This is a genomic window from Amycolatopsis dongchuanensis (assembly GCF_039542405.1).
GTDB classification, from domain to species: domain Bacteria; phylum Actinomycetota; class Actinomycetes; order Mycobacteriales; family Pseudonocardiaceae; genus Amycolatopsis_E; species Amycolatopsis_E sacchari.
Window position 1 is genome coordinate 17,713 of sequence record NZ_BAABIB010000006.1, and the last position, 18,519, is coordinate 36,231.

Here is an 18,519-nt window from a genome sequence, read left to right on the forward strand (position 1 = left end):
ACCATCGCCGACGGATCGCACCGAGAGTAGAGAGCGACTCGGACGTGCACGAGCCCGGTTCCTCTCTAGTAGGTTAACGGCTTCGTGCCGGTAACGGTGCGTATTCAACCGAGCAGCGAACGAAGGAAGTCGATGGCCCGTCCGCGCAAGCGTCCCGACGGTGGCGCACCGGAGCGGCGGCCGGAGATCAGGGCCGGCAGCCGGTGGCGGCTGCGCAACTGGCGGCTGCGCACGAAGCTGATCGCGGTGCTGGCGATCCCCGCGGTCACCGTGCTCGGCCTCGTCGGCCTGCAGGTCCGGCAGGACCTGGCACACGCGGACGAACTCGCGGAGCTGTCCGCGAACGGGCGCGTCCGCGCGGGCGTCAACGACCTCGTCCAGCAGCTGCAGCGCGAACGGGACCTGAGCGTGCGGTTCGTCGCGGGCGGACGGCAGGGCGACCTCGGCGAGCTGCGGGACCAGCGCGCCAAGGTGGACGCGGCGATCGGCACCGTGGACCGGCAGTTCGGGGCCGAGCGGCCGAAGCTGTCCGAAACCGGGGTGACCGAGCTGCAGTCCACGCTGGCCCGGCTGACCGTGCTGACGGGCCTGCGGTTCGCGACCGAGCACTCCAGCCTCCCCGCCGACGCCACGCTCCGCTCCTACCGCGAGCTGATCGGCGGGGTGCTCGACCTGTCCGACCAGTCCGTCGCCGACGTCAGCGACCCGGAGCTGTCCCGGCTGCGGCTCGCCGCGAGCGCGCTCGCGCGCGTGAAGGACCAGATGTCGGTCAAACGCGCGCTGCTCGCGGAGGCGCTGCAGGAGAACCGGCTGTCCACCGACCAGCTGCGGGCGCTGCTCGGTGCGGACGCCGAGCTCAACGCCGCGCGCAACGACTTCCGGAAGTTCGCCACGCCCGCCGAGCAGCGGATGTACGACGACACGGTGATCGGGCTGATCGTCGACACCGGCAACAACCTCGTCGAGTCGGCGATCACCCGTGCCGAGATGGGGCAGAACCTCAGCGGGCTCGACCCGCAACAGTGGGACACCGCCGCCACCTACACGATCAACCTCGCCTACCAGGTCCAGCAGGCGCTCCAGGCGGAGACCCAGACGAAGATCGACGCGCTGGCGACCGGCGCGCGCCGGTCCGCGATCGCCAACGCGGGGGTTGTGCTGGGCGTGCTCGTGCTGTGCGCGGTGCTGGCGGTGATCATCGCGCGCTCGCTGCTGCGGCCGCTGCGGGCGTTGCGGCGCACCGCGCTCGACGTCGCCGAGCACCGGCTGCCCGAGGCGGTCGAGAACATCCTCGCCGACCCGCAGCCGGAGGGTGCCGCGCGGCGGCGCGGGATCGAGCCGGTGCCGGTGTTCAGCCGCGAGGAGCTGGGCCAGGTGGCGCGTGCGTTCGACGCGGTGCACGGCGAGGCCGTGCGGCTCGCGGGCGAACAGGCGCTGCTGCGCGAGAACGTGAACGCGATGTTCGTCAACCTGTCGCGCCGCACGCAGGCCCTCGTCGAGCGGCAGCTCGCCGTGCTCGACCGGATGGAGGCCCACGAGCAGGACCCGGAAACGCTGGGCGGACTGTTCGAACTGGACCACCTCGCGACCCGGATGCGCCGCAACAGCGAGAACCTGCTCGTGCTGTCCGGGCAGGACCTCGGGGACGACCGCACGGAACCGGTGCCCGCCGAGGAGATCATCGGTGCGGCACTGTCCGAAGTGGAGCACTACCAGCGGATCGAGCTGACGGCGGCGCCGGACCTGGCGATCCGCGGCGAGGCGTGCAGCGACCTCGTGCACGTGATCTCCGAGCTGCTGGAGAACGCGACGCTGTACTCCCCGGCGGACTCGACGGTCACCGTCGTGAGCGCGGTCGGGGACGACGGCGCGTGGCAGGTGCACATCACCGACTCCGGCGCCGGGATGCCCGAGCCGGAGATCCAGCGCGCGAACGCCCGGCTGGCCAACCCGCCGGAGGTGGATGTCGAGGTGTCCCGCCGGATGGGCCTGTTCGTGGTCGCGTCGCTCGCCGCGCGGCACGACATCGGGGTCCGGCTGCGCTCGGCGGACGGCGGCGGCCTGGTGGCGACGGTCGTCGTGCCCGCGGACCTCGTGGTGGCGCAGCCGCCGCGGCCGGAGCCCGAGCCCGTCGTCGTCGAGGAGGAACCCGAGCCCGAGGTGGCGGAGGGGCCGCTGGCGCTGCCCGCGATCCCGGAGCCCGCGCCCCGCGTGCCCGTCGTGGACGAGCAGACCCCGGACTGGCCGTCGGAGGACGACGACGAGCGGGAGCGGTACTACCTGGAGGACGACGAGCCGACCGAGCGCATGCCGGCGTACCAGGCGGTGCTGTCGCAGTGGTTCTACACGGGGGAGCACGCGCCCGTGCCCCCGCCGGAGGAGACCCCGGAGGAGGGCGGGCCCATCGCGGCGCGCCTGAACGGGGCGCGGCACGCCCGGCCGGAGCCGGCCGACCCACCCACGCTCCAGCTCGACCCCGAGGCGGTGCGCGGCCGGATGGCGCGGCTGCAGGACGGCTTCAACCGCGCGCGTGAGGCGCGCAGCGCCACCCGGCACGGCGAGGACGCGCCCGCGCAGTGACCGCCCCGGCGCGGGTGTGACCGGCAATCCCAGGGCTCCCGGAATGGGGGCCCTGCTTCGACTTGCCCTCGGCAAATGTCGCCTTGCTTCTTTCCCGACTCGGTGTGATCACCGCATTCGGCTGAACGTCCTATTGGGAACACCCGTTTCCGCGCAGTTTTCGTGCGCCATTCGGCGGGGCGGGCGAAAACGGGCGCTACGCGGCCTACCGGCAGGTCAGGTCCCTCGCGGGGACATTGCCGGACGGGGCGTGACCGATACCGGATCATGATCAAATCGGGGTGTTGCGGGAAGCGGCGTTTGCGGTAGGTTGCGCCCGGCCAGGTCTCGGTGGGGATGGTCGATCACTCACCGAATCACATGGAGTAGTCAGATATTCGTCCTTCGATACGCCGCGTCAGGAGCGTCGTAAAAATGTCAGCTAACGTGAGCAATACCACCCGTCGGAGCGTGCTCCGGCTCGCCCTTGGCGCCACCCTCGCCGCACCGCTCGTGGCCACCGGCTGCAGCGTGCTGAACGGCTCGGACTCGAAGTCGTCCTCGGGTGGGAACGGCTCCGGCCCGGTGGAGAAGAGCAAGATCACCGTCGGGATCCTCAGCAGCCAGGGCAGCGTGGGCAGCAAGCTCGCGGAGAAGTACGGGTACTACAAGAACGAGGGCCTCGAGGTCACGCTGAAGCCCTTCGCGCAGGGCCCGCAGGCGATCCCGGCGCTGATCAACGGCGAGCTGGACTTCGCGGTGATCAACTACGTGTCGTTCTTCACCGCGATCGCCAACAGGTCGCTCGACGCGAAGATCGTGGTGGACGGCGACACGGCCAACGAGACCTCGCAGCTCGTCATCGCCAAGCCCGACTCCGGTATCCGCGGCCCGAAGGACCTGGTCGGCAAGAAGGTCGGCATCCAGGCGTCGAAGTCGGCGGCCGAGCTGCTGGTGCGCGCCACGCTGAAGGACAACGACGTCGACCCGAACTCGGTGTCCTACCAGCCGGTCACGTTCCCGAACATCCCGGCCGCGATCGCGAGCGGCCAGCTGGACGCCGGGGTCGAGGTCGAGCCCTACCTGACCACGGCGCAGCAGAAGCAGGGGCTGGTCCCGGTCATGAAGATCGTCACCGGTTCGACGGCGAACATCCCGAACACCGGCTACATCGCGACGACCAAGTTCATCGAAGCGAACCCGAAGACGGTCGCGGCGTTCCAGCGCGCCATGATCCCCGCGCAGCGCGACGCGGCGGACCGCTCGAAGGTCGCGCAGGTGCTGCCCGATCTGTCCGGTGTGGACGCCGCGACGGCGACGCTGCTCAACATCGACACGTTCCCGACGTCCACCAACCCCACGCAGCTCCAGCGCGTGATCACCCTGCTGCAGAACTACGGTGGCATGACCGCGCAGCTGGACGCCGCGAACCTGATCGTGCCGACGCCCCAAGTCTGATCCCATGCGCACCGTTCTCCGCCGGCTCGCCGGGCTGGCCGTCTTCCTGCTGCTGTGGGAGGCGGTCAGCCGCTCGGGTGTGGTCAAGGCCGGGGTGCTGCCCCCGCCGTCCACCGTGATCACGCGCTTCTTCGCGCTGTTCGGTGACGCCGAGTTCCAGCGGGCCGTCGCGGCGACCCTGCTGGCCTGGCTCATCACGCTCCTGCTCGCCTCGGTCATCGCCATCCCGCTCGGCCTGCTGCTCGGCAGCATCCGGCCGCTGCGGCTGGTCACCGGCCCGCTCATCGAGTTCCTGAGACCGCTGCCGACCGTGGCGCTGATCCCGCTGGCGACGCTGGTGCTCGGCAGCGGGGCGCAGATGAAGATCGCGCTCGCCACATTCGCGTCGGTGTGGCCGATCCTGTTCAACACGGTGTACGCGATCTCGGAGATCGACCGCCAGGTGCTGGACACCGCACGGGCCTTCCGCACGCCGCGGCCGCGCCTGGTGTACGCGGTGGTGCTGCCGAGCATCGCGCCGTTCGTGCTGACGGGGATCCGCCTGTCCGCGGCGATCGGCCTGATCGTGCTGGTCAGCACCGAGTTCCTGACGGGGACGAGCGTGGGTGTCGGGCAGTTCGTCTACCACTGGGGCAGCGGTTCGCTGCGGATGGACATCGTGCTCGCCGGGACGATCTTCACCGGGCTCGCCGGCTACCTCGTCAACACGGCACTGCTCAGCGCCCAGCGGCGCTGGCTGGGCTGGGCGGCGACAGGAGGTGCGGTGTGAGCACGCGGTGGCGTGACTTCGCCCGGCGCTGGGCGGTGTTCGCCGGGTTCCTGCTGCTGTGGCAGCTGCTGACGGTGCTGGCGGACAACCCGTACTTCCCGTCGCCGACGCGGATCGCGGAGGCGGCGGGGCGGGTGTGGTTCTCCGGCCCGGCCGCGCACCTGTGGGTCACCGACGCGGTGACGCACGACCTGCTGCCGAGCCTGGGCAAACTGCTGGCGGGGTGGCTGATCGCGATCGCGGTCGGGGTGCCGCTCGGGCTGGCGCTCGGCCGCTCGCCCGTGCTCACCGACTACGTCTCGACGATGTTCTTCTTCGCCCGCTCGGTGCCCGCGACGCTGCTGGTGCCGGTGTTCCTGGTGATGTTCCACATCGGGACGCGGATGGAGCTGGTGACGATCCTGTGGGGCACGATCTGGCCGATCCTGCTCAACACGATCGACGGGGCCAGGTCGGTGGACGACGTGAAGATCGAGACCGCGCGGGCCTTCCGGATCGGCGGCAGGCGGTGGATCTTCGGGGTCGTGCTGCCCGCGGCGCTGCCGAAGGTGTTCGCGGGGCTGCGGCTGGCGCTGGCGATCGCGATCATCCTGATGATCGTGTCGGAGCTGACGGGCAGCGACAGCGGCATCGGCTACCGCCTGATCAACGCCCAGTTCGGCTTCGAGCTCGACGTGATGTGGGCGTGGATCGTGCTGGTCAGCGTGCTCGGGTACGTGTCCAACCTGCTGTTGACCGTCGCGGAGCGGCGGGCGCTCGCCTGGCACCCCGGCTTCCGCTCGGAGGTGCTGGACTGAAAGCGGCTCCGCCGTCCGAAAACGGCGGAGCCGCACCGAAATCACCCCAGCCGGACGTGCACCACCGTCGGGACCGGGGCGGCCAGCGCGTTCCGCAGTGCGGAGCGCAGCTCGTCCGCCGTCCCGGCCTCCGCGGCCGCGCAGCCGAGGCCCTTCGCGAGGTCGCCGAAGCCGAGGCCGCCCAGTTCGATCCCCGGGACCTTCCCGGACTCGCTGCGGACGGCGTGGCGGCGCACGGCCGCGTACTCGCCGTTGTCGAGCACCACGAACGTCACCGGCGTCTGCTGCCGCGCCGCGGTCCACAGCGCCTGGATGCTGTACATGCTGCTGCCGTCCCCGAGCACCGCGACCACCTGCCGCCCCGGCTCGGCCAGCGCGGCGCCCACCGCGGCGGGCAGGCCGTACCCCAGCACGCCGCTGGACATCGTCAGGAAGCCGCGTCCCCGCGAGCGGATCGGCAGGTGCTGCTGCATGTCCTGCCGGTGCGTGGGCGCCTCCTCCACGACGAGCGCGTCTTCGGGGAGCAGGTCCGCGAGGGTCTGGTAGACGAACGCGCCGGTCAGCGGCTCACCGGCGGCGGGTTCGGGCAGCCGGGCCGGGCGCGGCCGCGGTGCCGGTGCCGCACGTCCCGTGTCGGACACCAGTTCGGCCAGCCGCGCGATGCCCGCACGCGGCGTCGTCAGCACCCCCGCCGTCATCGGCGCCCGCGCGAGCACCTGCGGGTCGTCGCTGAGCACGTACAGCGGCGGCATGGCGGGTCCGGGACCGGTGACGACGTGGTAGGTGAAGGCGGGCGCGCCCAGCACGACCACGACGTCGTACTCCGCGAGCGCGGTCGCGACGGCGGCCCGGTTCGGGGCGAGGAACCCGGCGAACAGGTCGTGGTCCTCCGGGAAGGAGCTGCGGGCCGAGAACGGCGCGGCCCACACCGCGGCCCGGGTTTTCTCCGCCAGCGCAACGGTTTCCGGCACCGCGTCGTCACCGTCCACAGTGGCCCCGACGACCAGTGCGGGCTTGCGCGCCGCGTTCAGCGCGGCGGCCACCTCGGCCAGCGCGGTCTCGTCCGGGGCGAAGCTCGCGAGCCGCGGCGGCGCCGGGACCGGCTCGGCGGGCTCGTCCCAGTCGTCGGCGGGAACGGACAGGAAGGCCGGCCCCGCCGGGGCCTGCGTGGCGAGCAGGTAGGCGCGCGCGAACGCGGCGGGCACGTCCTCGGCCCGCGCCGGCTGGCACGCCCACTTCACGTACGGCCGCGGGAACTCCGTGGGTTCGAGCGCGCCGAGGAACGGGTCGGCGGGCAGCAGCGACCGCGACTGCTGGCCGGCGACCACGATCAGGGGCGCGCGGTTGTGGAACGCCGTCACGAGGTTGCCCAGCCCGTGCCCCACGCCTCCTGCGGAATGCAGGTTGACGACGGCAGCGTTGCGGGTCAGCTGGGCGTAGGCGTCGGCCATCGCGACGACGCTCGCCTCCTGCAGGCCCAGCACGTACCGGAAGTCGTCGGGCCAGTCGGCGAGGAACCGCAGTTCCGTGCTGCCGGGGTTGCCGAAGACCGTGGTCAGCTTCCACTCGCGCATGAGCGCGCGCACGGCGTCGCGAACGGTGACCGGCATCGTCACGCCGCTCGTTTCTGCAGCAGCCGGGCCACCTCGCCCCGCAGCGCGACGAACTCCGCGGACTCGCGCGTGGTGATCTGGTCGCGTTCCGCGGGCAGGTCCACCGGCAGGTCGGCGACGATCGTGGCGGGGGACGACGACAGCACGAGCACCCGGTCGGCGAGGTAGACGCTCTCGTCGATGTCGTGCGTGACCAGCAGGACCGTGCTGCCCTGCTCGCGCTGGACCGTGCGCAGCAGGTCCTCCAGCTCGAACCGGGTCTGGGCGTCGACCGACGCGAACGGCTCGTCCATCAGCAGCAGCGCGGGACGGCTCGCGAGCGCCCGCGCGATCGACACGCGCTGCTGCATGCCGCCGGACAGCTGCCACGGGAACTTCCGCTGGGAACCGGCGAGGCCCACCCAGCCCAGCGCCTCCTCGACGCGGCGGCGCCGTTCCTCCTTGCCGATCCCCAGTGACCGCAACGGGAATTCGACGTTTCCGGCGACCGTGAGCCAGGGAAAAAGGGAACGGCTGTAGTCCTGGAAAACCACGGCGAGGTCCGCGGGCACACCTTGCACTTCGTCACCGTGCAACCGCACCTTGCCGCCGGTCGGCTTGATGAGCCCGGCGATGCACCGCAGCAGCGTCGACTTGCCGCAGCCGGACGGCCCCACGATGCAGGCGAGCTGCCCCGCCGAGACGGTGAAGGTCAGGTCGCGCACCGCCGCGTGGGCGTCCGGACCACTGCCGAAGCGGTGGTTCAGTCCTTCGACTTCGAGCATGGCCACCGGCGTCTCGCCGGGCGCGGGGTCGTTCTTGCTCAGCCCAGTGATGTTGATCACCTGATCAGGTCCATTCGGATGAGGAGCACTACGCACAGTGGTCTAATGTGACCGCGCAGCACCTATTGTCTCAGGTCGGAAATTCTTTCTGGAGCACCGTTTCTTGCGGTTGCCCAGGAAGGGTTACATCTTCACCCGCTCTTCGCTACCCTCTGCACCTGCAATCCGAGCTTCGGGTCCACTTCTGGTGGGATTGATGGTGGTACAGCGGTGCCGAAAGAAGACACCCCAGACATAGCGGGGCAGCCTGCGCGGCAGAGTTCGGCGCCCTCCTCCGGGTCATCGCTGAGTCTGAAGAACTGGAAGCTGCGCTCCAAGCTGGCGCTGGTGCTGGCGATCCCGACCGTGACGGCGCTGGTCCTCGGCGGCCTGCGGGCGGTCGACGAGCTGCACACGGCGGGCCAGCTCAACCAGACCACGGCGCAGGTCGACCTCGCGCTCAAGGTGACCAACGTGGTGCACCAGCTCCAGGGCGAGCGGATGCTGGCGGTCGCCAAGATCGTCACCCCCGGGGACGTCGACCTGCAGAGCGCGCTCAACAGCCAGATCCAGCAGTCCGACGTCGCGGTGGCGGACCTCCGCCGGTCGACCGCCGAGCTGAAGGTGGACGACGCGGCGAGCAAGGAGCGGTACGACCGCGGCCTGGAGCGCCTCGACGCGCTCGGCCCGCTGCGCTCGTCCGTGAACACGCCGCCGTTCTCCGAGCAGGCCGCGTTCAACGCCTACTCCTCGGTGCTGGACTCGCTGATCCAGCTGGGCCGCGAGATGACGTCGTCTGTGACGGACCAGAACCTGCTGCGCGAGGGCGCGAGCGTGCAGGCGCTGAGCCAGCTCAAGGAGTTCACGGTCCGCGAGGACGCCGCGATCGAGATCGCGCTGCTGCGCGGCCAGTTCTCCGGTCTGCTGCTGGAGGGGGCGCAGGCCGCGCAGTTCAGCGCCGCCGCCGCGCTCGCCCAGTTCCAGGCGAACGCCACCCCGGAACAGGTGCAGCAGTTCACCGACACCGTGAGCGGCCCGGACGTCGACGGCAGGGCGCGCATCGCCGCGACCGTGCTGGCGCGGGCCGACAGCGGCGGCCCGCTCGGCGTGGACCGCAACGAGCTGGTCACCAACAGCGGCGCCAACCTGAACAAGCTGCGCACGATCGAGAGCGCGCTGCTGAACGACGTGCGGGCCCGCTCGGCGTCGCTGGCGAGCGAGGCCACGATGGCCGCCTGGCGCGACATCCTCATCGTGCTCGTCGCGCTCGCCGCCGCGCTGCTGCTGACGTTCCTCGTCGCGCGGGTCATGCTGAAGCCGATCCGGGTCCTGCGCACGAGCGCGCTGGAGATCGCCTACACGCGGCTGCCGCAGACGGTCACGAAGATCCTCGACGACCCGGAACCGATGGAGGCGGCCGCGAAGTCCGTCGAACCGGTGCCGATCAACACGCGTGAGGAGATCGGCGAGCTCGCCCGCTCGTTCGACGAGGTGCACGAGCAGGCCGTCAAGATGGCTGCGGAGCAGGCACTGCTGCGCGAGAACGTCAACGGCATCTTCGTCAACCTCTCGCGGCGCTCGCAGCGGCTGGTGGAGCGCCAGCTCGGCGTCATCGACCGGCTCGAGGCCGACGAGCAGGACCCCGACCACCTCGCGAGCCTGTTCGAGCTCGACCACCTCGCGACCCGGCTGCGGCGCAACGGTGAAAGCCTGCTGGTGCTCTCGGGTGCCGGGCTGGCGAAGTCGGTGCCCAAGCCGGTGGCCGCCGCGGACGTCATCGGCGCCGCGGTGTCGGAGATCGAGCAGTACGCGCGGGTCGAGGTCGGCGTCATCCCCGAGGTCGCGGTGCGCGGGCTGACCGTGCACGACCTCGTGCACCTGCTCGCCGAGCTGCTCGACAACGCCACCTACTTCTCCGAGCCGGAGACGAAGGTGAGCGTGCGCGCCGTGGTGACGCGGCGCAAGGCGCTGGCCATCCAGATCACCGACCGCGGTGTCGGCATGTCGGAGGAGCAGGTCGCCGAGGCCAACCAGCGGCTGGCCGACCCGCCGGACCTCGACGTGTCGGTGACCCGGCGGATGGGCCTGTACGTGGTCGCGCGGCTCGCGCAGCGGCACGGCATCGAGGTGCGGCTGCGGGAGAACGAGGACATCGAGGGCGGCGTCATCGCCCGCGTCGTGGTGCCGGCCGAGCTGCTCGGGCCGGTCGTCCCCGAGGCGCCGATGCCCCCGCCGTCGCAGCTGGAGACCTCGCTGCCGGACATCCCGTCGGTGCCCGCGCAGCGGCCGAGGCCCGAGTCGGTCGGCTCCGAGCAGACCTCGGCCGGGCTGACCCCGCTCGCGCAGCCGATCAGCCTCGACGACCTCGTCGCGGGTTCGTCGAGCGCCGCGTTCCTCAGCCGGGGTGGTTCGGCGGGCCCGGCGCCCGCGAACCGCCCGCAGCTCAACGGGAACCGGTTCACCCCGCTCGAACTGCCGAAGCGGGAGCCGCAGTACGTGCCGGTGGTCCAACCGGAGCCGGTGCCCGAGGAGCAGCCCGTGCAGCAGAGCGGGGTGCTGGAGGACGACGTGCCGACCAAGCGGCTCCCGATCTACCAGTCGGTCGTGTCGCGCTGGTTCACCCAGGAAGGCGAAGAGGAGCAGGACACCCGCGGGGAGGAGGCGTCCGAGCGCCCGATGACGGGAGATCTCGAGGAAACGGCCGCGCACCGGGCGGTCGAAACGGTGCCCGAGGACGCCTGGAGCAGCGTCGCCGACGAGGGCTGGCAGAAGGCCCAGTCGCTCCTGGAGCCCAAGAGCGAGGAAGTGACCGAGGCCGGCCTGCCCAAGCGGGTGCCCAACGCGTACCTGATGCCGGGTTCGGTGACGGCCACGAGCAGCACACCGAGCGGTGCCTCCTTCACCGACACGACGTCGGGCAGGCCGGGGGCGAGCGCGATCACGCGGTCCGCCACCGCCGCCCGCGAACGTATGGTGAGCTTCCAGCAGGGCTACCGCTCAGGCCGGCACGCCCTCCGCGAGCGGTCCGGGGAGAGCGTTTCGGTGACCGGCGGGGACGCGACCCCGCCCCAGTTCGGCAGTGAGGAGTGACAGTGACACGCGCGGGTTCCCTGCAACCGGGAGGCGCCAAGCCGCAGAGCGGGCCGAACGGTTTCGCCTGGCTCATCACGGACTTCGTGCACCGCGTGCCCGGTGCGGCGCACGCCGTGGTCGTGTCCGCGGACGGGCTCATGCTGGCCGCCTCGCGCGGCCTGCCCAAGGACAGGGCCGACCAGCTGGCGGCGGTCGCCTCCGGGCTGACCAGCCTCGCCCGCGGTGCGGCGAAGGTGTTCGAAGGCGGCCCGGTCGCGCAGACCGTGGTCGAGATGGCGAACGGCTTCCTGTTCCTGATGTCGGTTTCGGACGGCTCGTGCCTCGCGGTGCTGGGGTCGCCCGACAGCGACATCGGGCTGGTGGTGTACGAAATGACCCTCCTGGTCGACCGCGTCGGGCAGCAGTTGACGCCCGAGCTGCGGGCGCAGCTCCAGGGAGCCGCTCGCGCGTGACGCGCGGCGCACGGAGGGACTGCGGTGAATGCGGGTCGATCGACGGACTTGGACGGGAACCGGATGGGCAGAAGCGCCGACGATTCCGGCTCGGCAGCCGGCGAGCCTTGGCACAACGTGCCGCCCGACGACGACTGGACGCGCTTCCGCGCCAGGGTGGACCGCGCCTGGCAGCAGCGGCGTGCGGGTGAGGCCGAGGACCTCGGCGGCCCGCCGTCCTACCCCGGGGTCGGTGAGCACAGGGTGAACGACTTCGGCGACCGGCTGCTGTCCGGTCCGGGGGCGGAGCTGTTCGGCGGCCGCGCCGACGGCGGGCCGCCGAGCGGGGAGTTCCCCGCCTACCGGCCGGTCGCTCCCGGCCCCGGTCCGGTCAGCAACCCCGGCGTCGGTGGTCATCCCAGCCTGCCCTCGATCCCGGCGGTGCCCACGGCGATGCCGCCGTCGCCGGCCGAGACGTCCGGCCTGGTCCGGCCGTACTTCCGGACCAAGGGCCGCACCAAGCCGACCTACGACCTGAAGATCGAGTCGCTCGTGTCCACCAGCGAGCGCGGGCGTGCGCTCGACCGGGTGCAGGTGCCCGAGCACCGCTCGATCTGCGGGCTGTGCCTGGACACGCGTTCGGTGGCCGAGGTGGCCGCCTACCTGCGATTGCCGCTCGGTGTCGTCCGGGTGCTCATCGGTGACGTCGCCGGGCTCGGCCTCGTCCTCGTCCACAACGCGGCCACGGTCGGCGATCGTCCCAGTATCGAATTCATGGAGAGGGTGCTCAGTGGGCTTCGGAGAATTTGACTCCGACGCGAACACGTCGGCGGCCAACGGGCCGACGCAGTCGGCCAAGATCGTGGTCGCCGGCGGCTTCGGCGCGGGCAAGACCACCCTGGTCGGTGCGGTGTCGGAGATCGACCCGCTCACGACGGAAGCGCAGATGACGGAGGCGAGCCTGTCCGTCGACGACATCTCCGCGACCCCCAACAAGGTCACCACGACCGTCGCGATGGACTTCGGCAGGCTTTCGCTGGACTCGGACCTCGTCCTGTACGTGTTCGGGACGCCGGGGCAGCACCGGTTCTGGTTCATGTGGGACGACCTGGCGCTCGGCGCGATCGGTGCCGTCGTGCTGGTCGACACCCGGCGGCTGGCCGACGCGTTCCCGTCGATCGACTTCTTCGAGAACCGGAAACTGCCCTACATCGTGGCGATCAACTGCTTCGACCGGTTGTTGCACCACCAGATCGAGGACGTGCGGCACGCGCTGACCATCGGCGACCACGTACCGATCATCGCGTGTGACGCACGGGAGCGTGAATCCGCGAAGCAGGTGCTCATCTCGGTCGTGGAGCACGCGATCGCGCGGGATTCGGCGTTGCAGCCAGGCTGAGTGTTTGCCCGATCACCTTCCGGGTACGGCCGTTGGGGTGAAGATGGGAACCACCCGTCTTCGCGGGTCGACAAGAACGCCAGGGGGAATACCCTGGCAGGGAATAATCGCGACCTTGAGCGACGGCGAGGAGGTAGGAGTGAGCGCCCCGGCATTCCAGACCGGCAGCTTCGGCTGGCTGATCACCGACTTCGTGCGCAGGGTCCCCGGCGCCGCACACGCCGTCGTCGTCTCCGCCGACGGGCTGCTGTTGTCCGCTTCGGACGGTCTGCCCAAGGACAGGGCGGACCAGCTGTCCGCCGTCGCGTCCGGCCTCGTCAGCCTCACCTTCGGCGCCGCACGGTGCTTCGAGGCGGGCAACGTGAACCAGACCGTCGTCGAGATGGAGCGGGGCTACCTGTTCCTGATGTCCATCAGCGACGGGTCGAGCCTGGCCGTGCTGGCCGCACCGAACTGCGACATCGGCACGGTGGCCTACGAGATGACCCTCCTCGTGGACCGCGTCGGGCAGCAGATGACTCCCGAGCTGCGGATGCAGCTCCAGGGTGGGATGCACGGGTAGTGACAGGGATGCCGATCCGCCCCGAGAACCCCGGCCCCGATGCGTGGGAAGCGCTGCACCAGGGAGCCGACCGCGAACAACTCGACTCGCCCGCCCGCTTCAAGCTCGACCGCGCCGCGGTGCTGATGCGGGTGCGCTCGCTGCACGCCCGGCAGCGCCCGTCGGCAGGCGGGCGCCACACGCGTGCCGACGAACGCCCGCCCCTGCCGCGCACCGAGCCGCCCCTGCTGCCGGAACCGGTGGAGAGCGGCGGCCGTCGCCGTCGCCGTGCCCTGCCCGGTGACCAGAGCTGGCCCGCCCAGCCCGCGCCGCGGTGGCCGGACGAATCCGACGTGAGCCGCGACTGGCCGGGCGACGCGCCCGTGGCCGACTGGCCGCCCGCCCGCGAGTGGCCGGACGCGCAGCGCGACTGGCCGCGCCAGCCCTCCGCGCGGGAGTGGGAAACCGCCACGATCCCGGCCGCCACGGAATGGCCTGGCGCTTCCGCCCCGGCGCCGACGGCCGTCCGCCAGCGGACGATGATGCGCCCGTACGCGCACACCCGCGGCCGCACGCGGCCCGACTACGAGCTGGCGCTCGAAACGCTGGTGTCGACGAGCGAGCGCGGTCGCCGGTACCAGGGCGCGGCGTCCGTGCAGCACCGCCGGATCTGCGACCTGTGCGTCGAACCGCGGTCCATCGCGGAGATCGCCGCGTTCCTGCACCTGCCGCTGAACGTGGTGAAGGTGCTGGTGAGCGACATGGACAACCTCGAACTCGTGGTGCTGCACCAGCCGGGCCTGTCCTTCGGCGACCGCTCGTCCCGCGAGTTCATGGCACGGGTCCTGGAAGGACTGCGGGCGCTTTAGGTTGTGTTTCGAAGTGGTGGAGCCGCCGCTTTCAGTCTTTTGCACCACCCGAGCAACCGGCACCGCCGCGGGTTTGAAGGGGGTTGGCCGCGCGGAGCGCGTCCGTTGAGGGTGGCGGCGGGCGACGGGTGGGCGGTTCCTCGCGAGGACAGCGCCTGCGTGGTGGGAGGCACAGCCGCGGAGCGTTCGTGAGGGGTGGTGGTGGGAGACGAGAGGGGCCGCTACCCGCACCGCCACGCAAACCACTCCGATACAGGCTTTAGCTCAGTCCTCGACGAGGGCGGCGGACGTGATGCGGTGCAGCGGATAGCGCTCGTCGTCCGTGCTGTGCAGGACCCCGCCGCCGACGTGCGCGGGCGTGACGATGCGCTGGCTCGCCGTGCCGTGCGAGTCGACGAACCCGATCCACACCTCACGCCGCTCGCGGGTCGCGCGCGCCAGCAGCGCCATCGTCGCCGCCGTGTCCGAGCCGCCGCCACCGCCGGGTAGCCGCACCTCCGCGCCACGCCGGCGGCTCGCCGCCCGGTCCCCGGCTCGCAGGTGCGCGACGACCTGGGCGAGCTGCTCAGGGTTGGCCCCGTTGGGCTCGGGCAGCACGCGCCGCGCCTGCCGGTTCCTCGGCGGGATGCGCCGTCCGCTCGGCCGCAGGTCCAGCACGCGCCCGTCCGGGCCTTCCGCGGCCGGGGCGAAACCGGCCGCCCGCAGCCCGTCCATCACCTCGGCGAGCGGGACCGGGCTGACCAGGACCGTCGGCGCGATGCGGCGCAGCTCGTACTCCTCCGCCACCGGGTGGCCGAGGACCTCGGCGAGCAGCACCTCGTCGTCACAGCGCAGGAACGACGCCGCCGCCCCGCCCCGCAACCGCCCGTGCCGCCGGGCCACGTCGTCGATCAGGTAGGTCAGCGACTGCGGCACCGGCGTCGCGGAGCGCTCGCGGAACAGTTCGTGCAGCTCGTCGGCGGTGCGCCCGGCGTCGAGCGCCCGGCGCACCGTCTGCTCGGTGATCCGGTACACCGTCGCGTGCCCGGCCGACTCCACGTCGGCGACCGTCTTGATCTCCGCCGCCAGTTCGGGCTCCAGCGGCCCCGGCGCGACGACGGTGAGGTCGGCCTGCACCAGCACGTGGGCGATGGGGTCGGGCATCGCGTCGGTCATCGCCGTCAGCGCGCCCTGCCGGTCCTCGGCGAGCAGGGCCGCGGTCGCGGTGGTGAGCCCGCCGAGCGCGATGACGCCCAGGGTGGCGGCTTCGGCCATCGTCCACCGGACCGTCTCGTCACGCAGGCGCCCACCGCGCCGCGGGGCGCGCCACGCCAGCACCGTGACCAGCTCGTCGACGCTCTGCACACCCGCGCCGGAGGGCAGGTCGGCGAGCGCCTGCAGCACCCGGCGGCGCGTGATCGGCGCGAGCGGACGGCGCAGGTCGTCCGACAGCGGTGCCATCGGCTTGTCCTTGGCGTCGCGCTGACCGGCCAGCCCGGGCAGGCGCGGCAGGTCCAGCCAGGCCTGGGCGAGAACGAGCCACCGCTGAGCCGGAGCGGACGCGAGCCACGAATCGGTGAGCGTCGTCGGGACCCACTCAGGGGTGGTGCTGCCGCTGTCACCGACGAGCCCGGCACCGACGGCCAGCTCGGCGAGCAGCGTCGCACGCGCGTCGTCGATCTCCAGGTCACGCGCCACGCGCCGCAGCTCCCGCACGCCGAGCCCACCGGACTTGAGCACCGGCGGCGGTTGCTCCGACCACGCGGTGAGCAGGGATTCCATGTGCCGCAAGAACTCCGCGGCCTCCCCGGCGGCGGCTTCGTCCACTGTGGACTGCTGGTGCGGGTGGGTCGGCAGCTCCGGTTCGTGCAGCGCGTTCGGCGAGCACGAGCGCCCGCCCCGCAGCACCAGCGCGACTTCACGGGGCAGCTCGACGGTCTCGGCGTCACGCCGCAGCAGCAGACCGCGGGCGAGCAGGCGCTGCACCGGCGTCTTCGCTTCGTCGAGCGGAACCTCCGCCTGTGCGTCCCGGCTGCGCCCGATGGGCGGGCCCGCGGCGAGCGTGGCGAGCACGTTCCGTTCGTCCTCGGGCAGGTCGTCGAGGTTCACACCGGCCAGTTCGGGCACCGAAGCGCCGAGCCCGGCGGGGAACGGGCCGACGATCTCACGCGCCACGGGCACGACGCGCAGCGCGTCGTCGTCGCCCCACGCGACCGCGCGCCCGCGCAGCCGGTCGAGCGCTGGCGTGGGGTCGGCCCCGATCAGCTCGCGCACCTTCCCGATGGGGACCGCCTCGGTGTCGGCGTCCGCGACGAGCAACGCGTCGAGCACCGTCAGGGTGAAGGTGTCGAGGTCCTCGATCGCCCGTGCGGTGGAACCCGCCGTGCCCGCACGGGTGGCGAGCACGGTGCTGTCGGAGGGCGGAGGGGTGGCCAGATCGCGTCTGGCCTGCAGGAGTGCGGCCAGCTCGTCGTCGGACGCGGATCGCAGCCAGTCCGCCAGAGAGGTCGCGGGCATCACAGGCCAGGATACCGCCCTGGCCTCCGGGTACCGCTCGTGTTGAGGCAAACTGAAGGCCTCACAGGCGAGGCGAACGGGAGGATGACGTGGCCAAGGGTGACAACGGGAAGAAGGCCGGGCGGATCGACCCGAGCTGGCCGAAGGTGCCGGACGGCGAACACCCCGTGACCGAACTCGCGGCGGACCGCCAGGGCGCGCTCTCGCCGTACGGCGACGTGACGTTCCCGCTGGACACGGTGCCGTACGTGCACCCGGAGACCGAGATCAACAAGTAAGGGGTAACGACAGTGCCGGTTCCCGGCCCCGGTTATTCGATCACCGTCCGCGTCGAGGCTCCCCCGTCGGCGAGCGCCGCGGGCGACCTCACCACCGCCGTCGGCCGGGTGGGCGGGGTGCTCACCGCGTTCGACGTCGTGGAGTCCCGCTCCGACGCGATCGTGGTCGACATCACCGCCAACGTCTCCAACGCCGACCACGTCGAGGACGTCACGAAGGAGCTCGACTCCCTCGACGGCGTGCGGGTGCGCAAGGTCTCCGACCGCACCTTCCTCATGCACCTGGGCGGCAAGCTCTCGGTCGCCCCCAAGGTGCAGCTCCGCAACCGTGACGACCTGTCCCGCGCGTACACGCCGGGCGTCGCGCGTGTGTGCCAGGCGATCGCCGCGAACCCCGCGGACGCGCGCCGCCTGACCATCAAGCGCAACACGGTCGCCGTGGTCACCGACGGCTCGGCCGTGCTCGGCCTCGGCAACATCGGCCCCGCGGCGGCGCTGCCGGTGATGGAGGGCAAGGCGGCGCTGTTCAAGAAGTTCGCCGACGTCGACGCGTGGCCGGTGTGCCTGGACACCCAGGACACCGAGGAGATCATCAAGATCGTCAAGGCGCTGGCGCCGGTGTACGCGGGCATCAACCTCGAGGACATCGCCGCGCCGCGCTGCTTCGAGATCGAGAAGCGGTTGCGTGAGCAGCTCGACATCCCGGTGTTCCACGACGACCAGCACGGCACCGCGATCGTGGTGCTGGCCGCGCTGCGCAACGCGCTGCGGGTGGTCGGGAAGAACATCGAGGACTGCAAGATCGTGGTCAGCGGTGCGGGTGCCGCGGGCTCGGCGATCATCCGCCTGCTGCAGCACAAGAAGCCTGCCGACATCATCGCCGCGGACATCGACGGCATCGTCCACTCCGGCCGCGCCAACCTGGACGACAACCTGCGGCACCTCGCGGAGACGACGAACAAGGACAACGTGTCGGGCAGCCTGCACGACGCGCTGGTCGGGGCGGACGTGTTCATCGGGGTGTCGGCGCCGAACCTGTTCGGGGCCGAGCAGGTCGCGACGATGGCGGAGAACCCGGTGGTGTTCGCGCTGGCGAACCCGGACCCGGAGATCGACCCGCTGGAGGCGCAGAAGCACGCCGCGGTCGTGGCGACGGGCCGCAGCGACTACCCGAACCAGATCAACAACGTCCTCGCGTTCCCCGGTGTGTTCCGCGGTCTGCTGGACGCGCAGGCGCACGACATCGACGACGAGATGCTGATCGCCGCGGCGAACGCGATCGCCGACGTGGTGGACGACCGGCTGAACGCGTCGTTCATCGTGCCGAGCGTGTTCGACTCGGCGGTGGCCCCGGCGGTGGCCGAGGCCGTGAAGGCGGCGGCCCGCCGGAGCGCGGCCGTCTAGTTCTCCGCT

15 protein-coding genes are annotated in these 18,519 nt (G+C 71.6%); 12 read left to right on the forward strand and 3 right to left on the reverse strand.

What is annotated here, in order from left to right; translation table 11 throughout:
* Positions 1-132 precede the first annotated feature (132 nt).
* From ABFX51_RS01090 to ABFX51_RS01105, 4 genes are all read left to right on the forward strand, one after another.
* Complete coding sequence (locus tag ABFX51_RS01090; RefSeq protein WP_091514735.1) at positions 133-2,580, forward strand: sensor histidine kinase; 2,448 nt, start codon at positions 133-135, stop codon at positions 2,578-2,580.
* 426 nt (positions 2,581-3,006) lie between these two features.
* Positions 3,007-4,017: an ABC transporter substrate-binding protein gene (locus ABFX51_RS01095; RefSeq protein ID WP_177228941.1), complete on the forward strand. Its 1,011-nt coding sequence runs from the start codon at positions 3,007-3,009 to the stop codon at positions 4,015-4,017.
* 4 nt (positions 4,018-4,021) lie between these two features.
* Entirely contained in the window at positions 4,022-4,786 is a 765-nt protein-coding gene (locus ABFX51_RS01100) for an ABC transporter permease (protein ID WP_091514729.1), read from the forward strand.
* Entirely contained in the window at positions 4,783-5,583 is an 801-nt protein-coding gene (locus ABFX51_RS01105; RefSeq protein ID WP_091514727.1) for an ABC transporter permease, read from the forward strand. The genes ABFX51_RS01100 and ABFX51_RS01105 overlap by 4 nt, the downstream gene beginning before the upstream one ends.
* A gap of 41 nt (positions 5,584-5,624) precedes the next feature.
* Here the strand turns inward: ABFX51_RS01105 and mdlC are convergent, their stop codons facing one another.
* Entirely contained in the window at positions 5,625-7,193 is a 1,569-nt protein-coding gene (gene mdlC / locus ABFX51_RS01110) for a benzoylformate decarboxylase (RefSeq protein WP_091514725.1), read from the reverse strand.
* Positions 7,194-7,195: 2 nt separating this feature from the next.
* Entirely contained in the window at positions 7,196-7,960 is a 765-nt protein-coding gene (locus ABFX51_RS01115; protein WP_091514787.1) for an ABC transporter ATP-binding protein, read from the reverse strand.
* A gap of 387 nt (positions 7,961-8,347) precedes the next feature.
* On the opposite strand from ABFX51_RS01115, the gene ABFX51_RS01120 reads away from it, so the two are divergent.
* From ABFX51_RS01120 to ABFX51_RS01145, 6 genes are all read left to right on the forward strand, one after another.
* Positions 8,348-11,089: a sensor histidine kinase gene (locus ABFX51_RS01120; RefSeq protein ID WP_428832427.1), complete on the forward strand. Its 2,742-nt coding sequence runs from the start codon at positions 8,348-8,350 to the stop codon at positions 11,087-11,089.
* Positions 11,090-11,091: 2 nt separating this feature from the next.
* Positions 11,092-11,544, forward strand: coding sequence for a roadblock/LC7 domain-containing protein (locus ABFX51_RS01125; protein WP_091514719.1), 453 nt, complete (start codon positions 11,092-11,094; stop codon positions 11,542-11,544).
* 63 nt (positions 11,545-11,607) lie between these two features.
* The gene (locus tag ABFX51_RS01130; protein WP_091514717.1) at positions 11,608-12,333 is read left to right on the forward strand and encodes a DUF742 domain-containing protein; all 726 of its coding nucleotides are present in this window, start codon (positions 11,608-11,610) and stop codon (positions 12,331-12,333) included.
* Positions 12,314-12,922, forward strand: coding sequence for a GTP-binding protein (locus ABFX51_RS01135; protein ID WP_091514715.1), 609 nt, complete (start codon positions 12,314-12,316; stop codon positions 12,920-12,922). Before ABFX51_RS01130 ends, ABFX51_RS01135 begins: the two co-directional genes overlap by 20 nt.
* Before the next feature lie 139 nt (positions 12,923-13,061).
* Positions 13,062-13,484: a roadblock/LC7 domain-containing protein gene (locus ABFX51_RS01140; protein WP_245783349.1), complete on the forward strand. Its 423-nt coding sequence runs from the start codon at positions 13,062-13,064 to the stop codon at positions 13,482-13,484.
* A gap of 8 nt (positions 13,485-13,492) precedes the next feature.
* On the forward strand, positions 13,493-14,332 hold the full coding sequence (locus ABFX51_RS01145) for a DUF742 domain-containing protein (RefSeq protein ID WP_245783348.1): 840 nt from the start codon (positions 13,493-13,495) through the stop codon (positions 14,330-14,332).
* A 264-nt stretch (positions 14,333-14,596) separates the two neighbouring features.
* On the opposite strand, the gene ABFX51_RS01150 is transcribed toward ABFX51_RS01145, so the two are convergent.
* A complete protein-coding gene (locus ABFX51_RS01150; protein WP_091514711.1) occupies positions 14,597-16,828 on the reverse strand; it encodes a helicase-associated domain-containing protein in 2,232 nt (743 codons plus the stop codon).
* A gap of 89 nt (positions 16,829-16,917) precedes the next feature.
* On the opposite strand from ABFX51_RS01150, the gene ABFX51_RS01155 reads away from it, so the two are divergent.
* Positions 16,918-17,106 carry a hypothetical protein gene (locus ABFX51_RS01155; RefSeq protein ID WP_091514709.1) on the forward strand — a complete coding sequence of 63 codons (189 nt, stop codon included), beginning with the start codon at positions 16,918-16,920 and terminating at the stop codon, positions 17,104-17,106.
* 12 nt (positions 17,107-17,118) lie between these two features.
* Positions 17,119-18,510, forward strand: coding sequence for an NAD-dependent malic enzyme (locus ABFX51_RS01160; protein ID WP_091514707.1), 1,392 nt, complete (start codon positions 17,119-17,121; stop codon positions 18,508-18,510).
* Positions 18,511-18,519 lie beyond the last annotated feature (9 nt).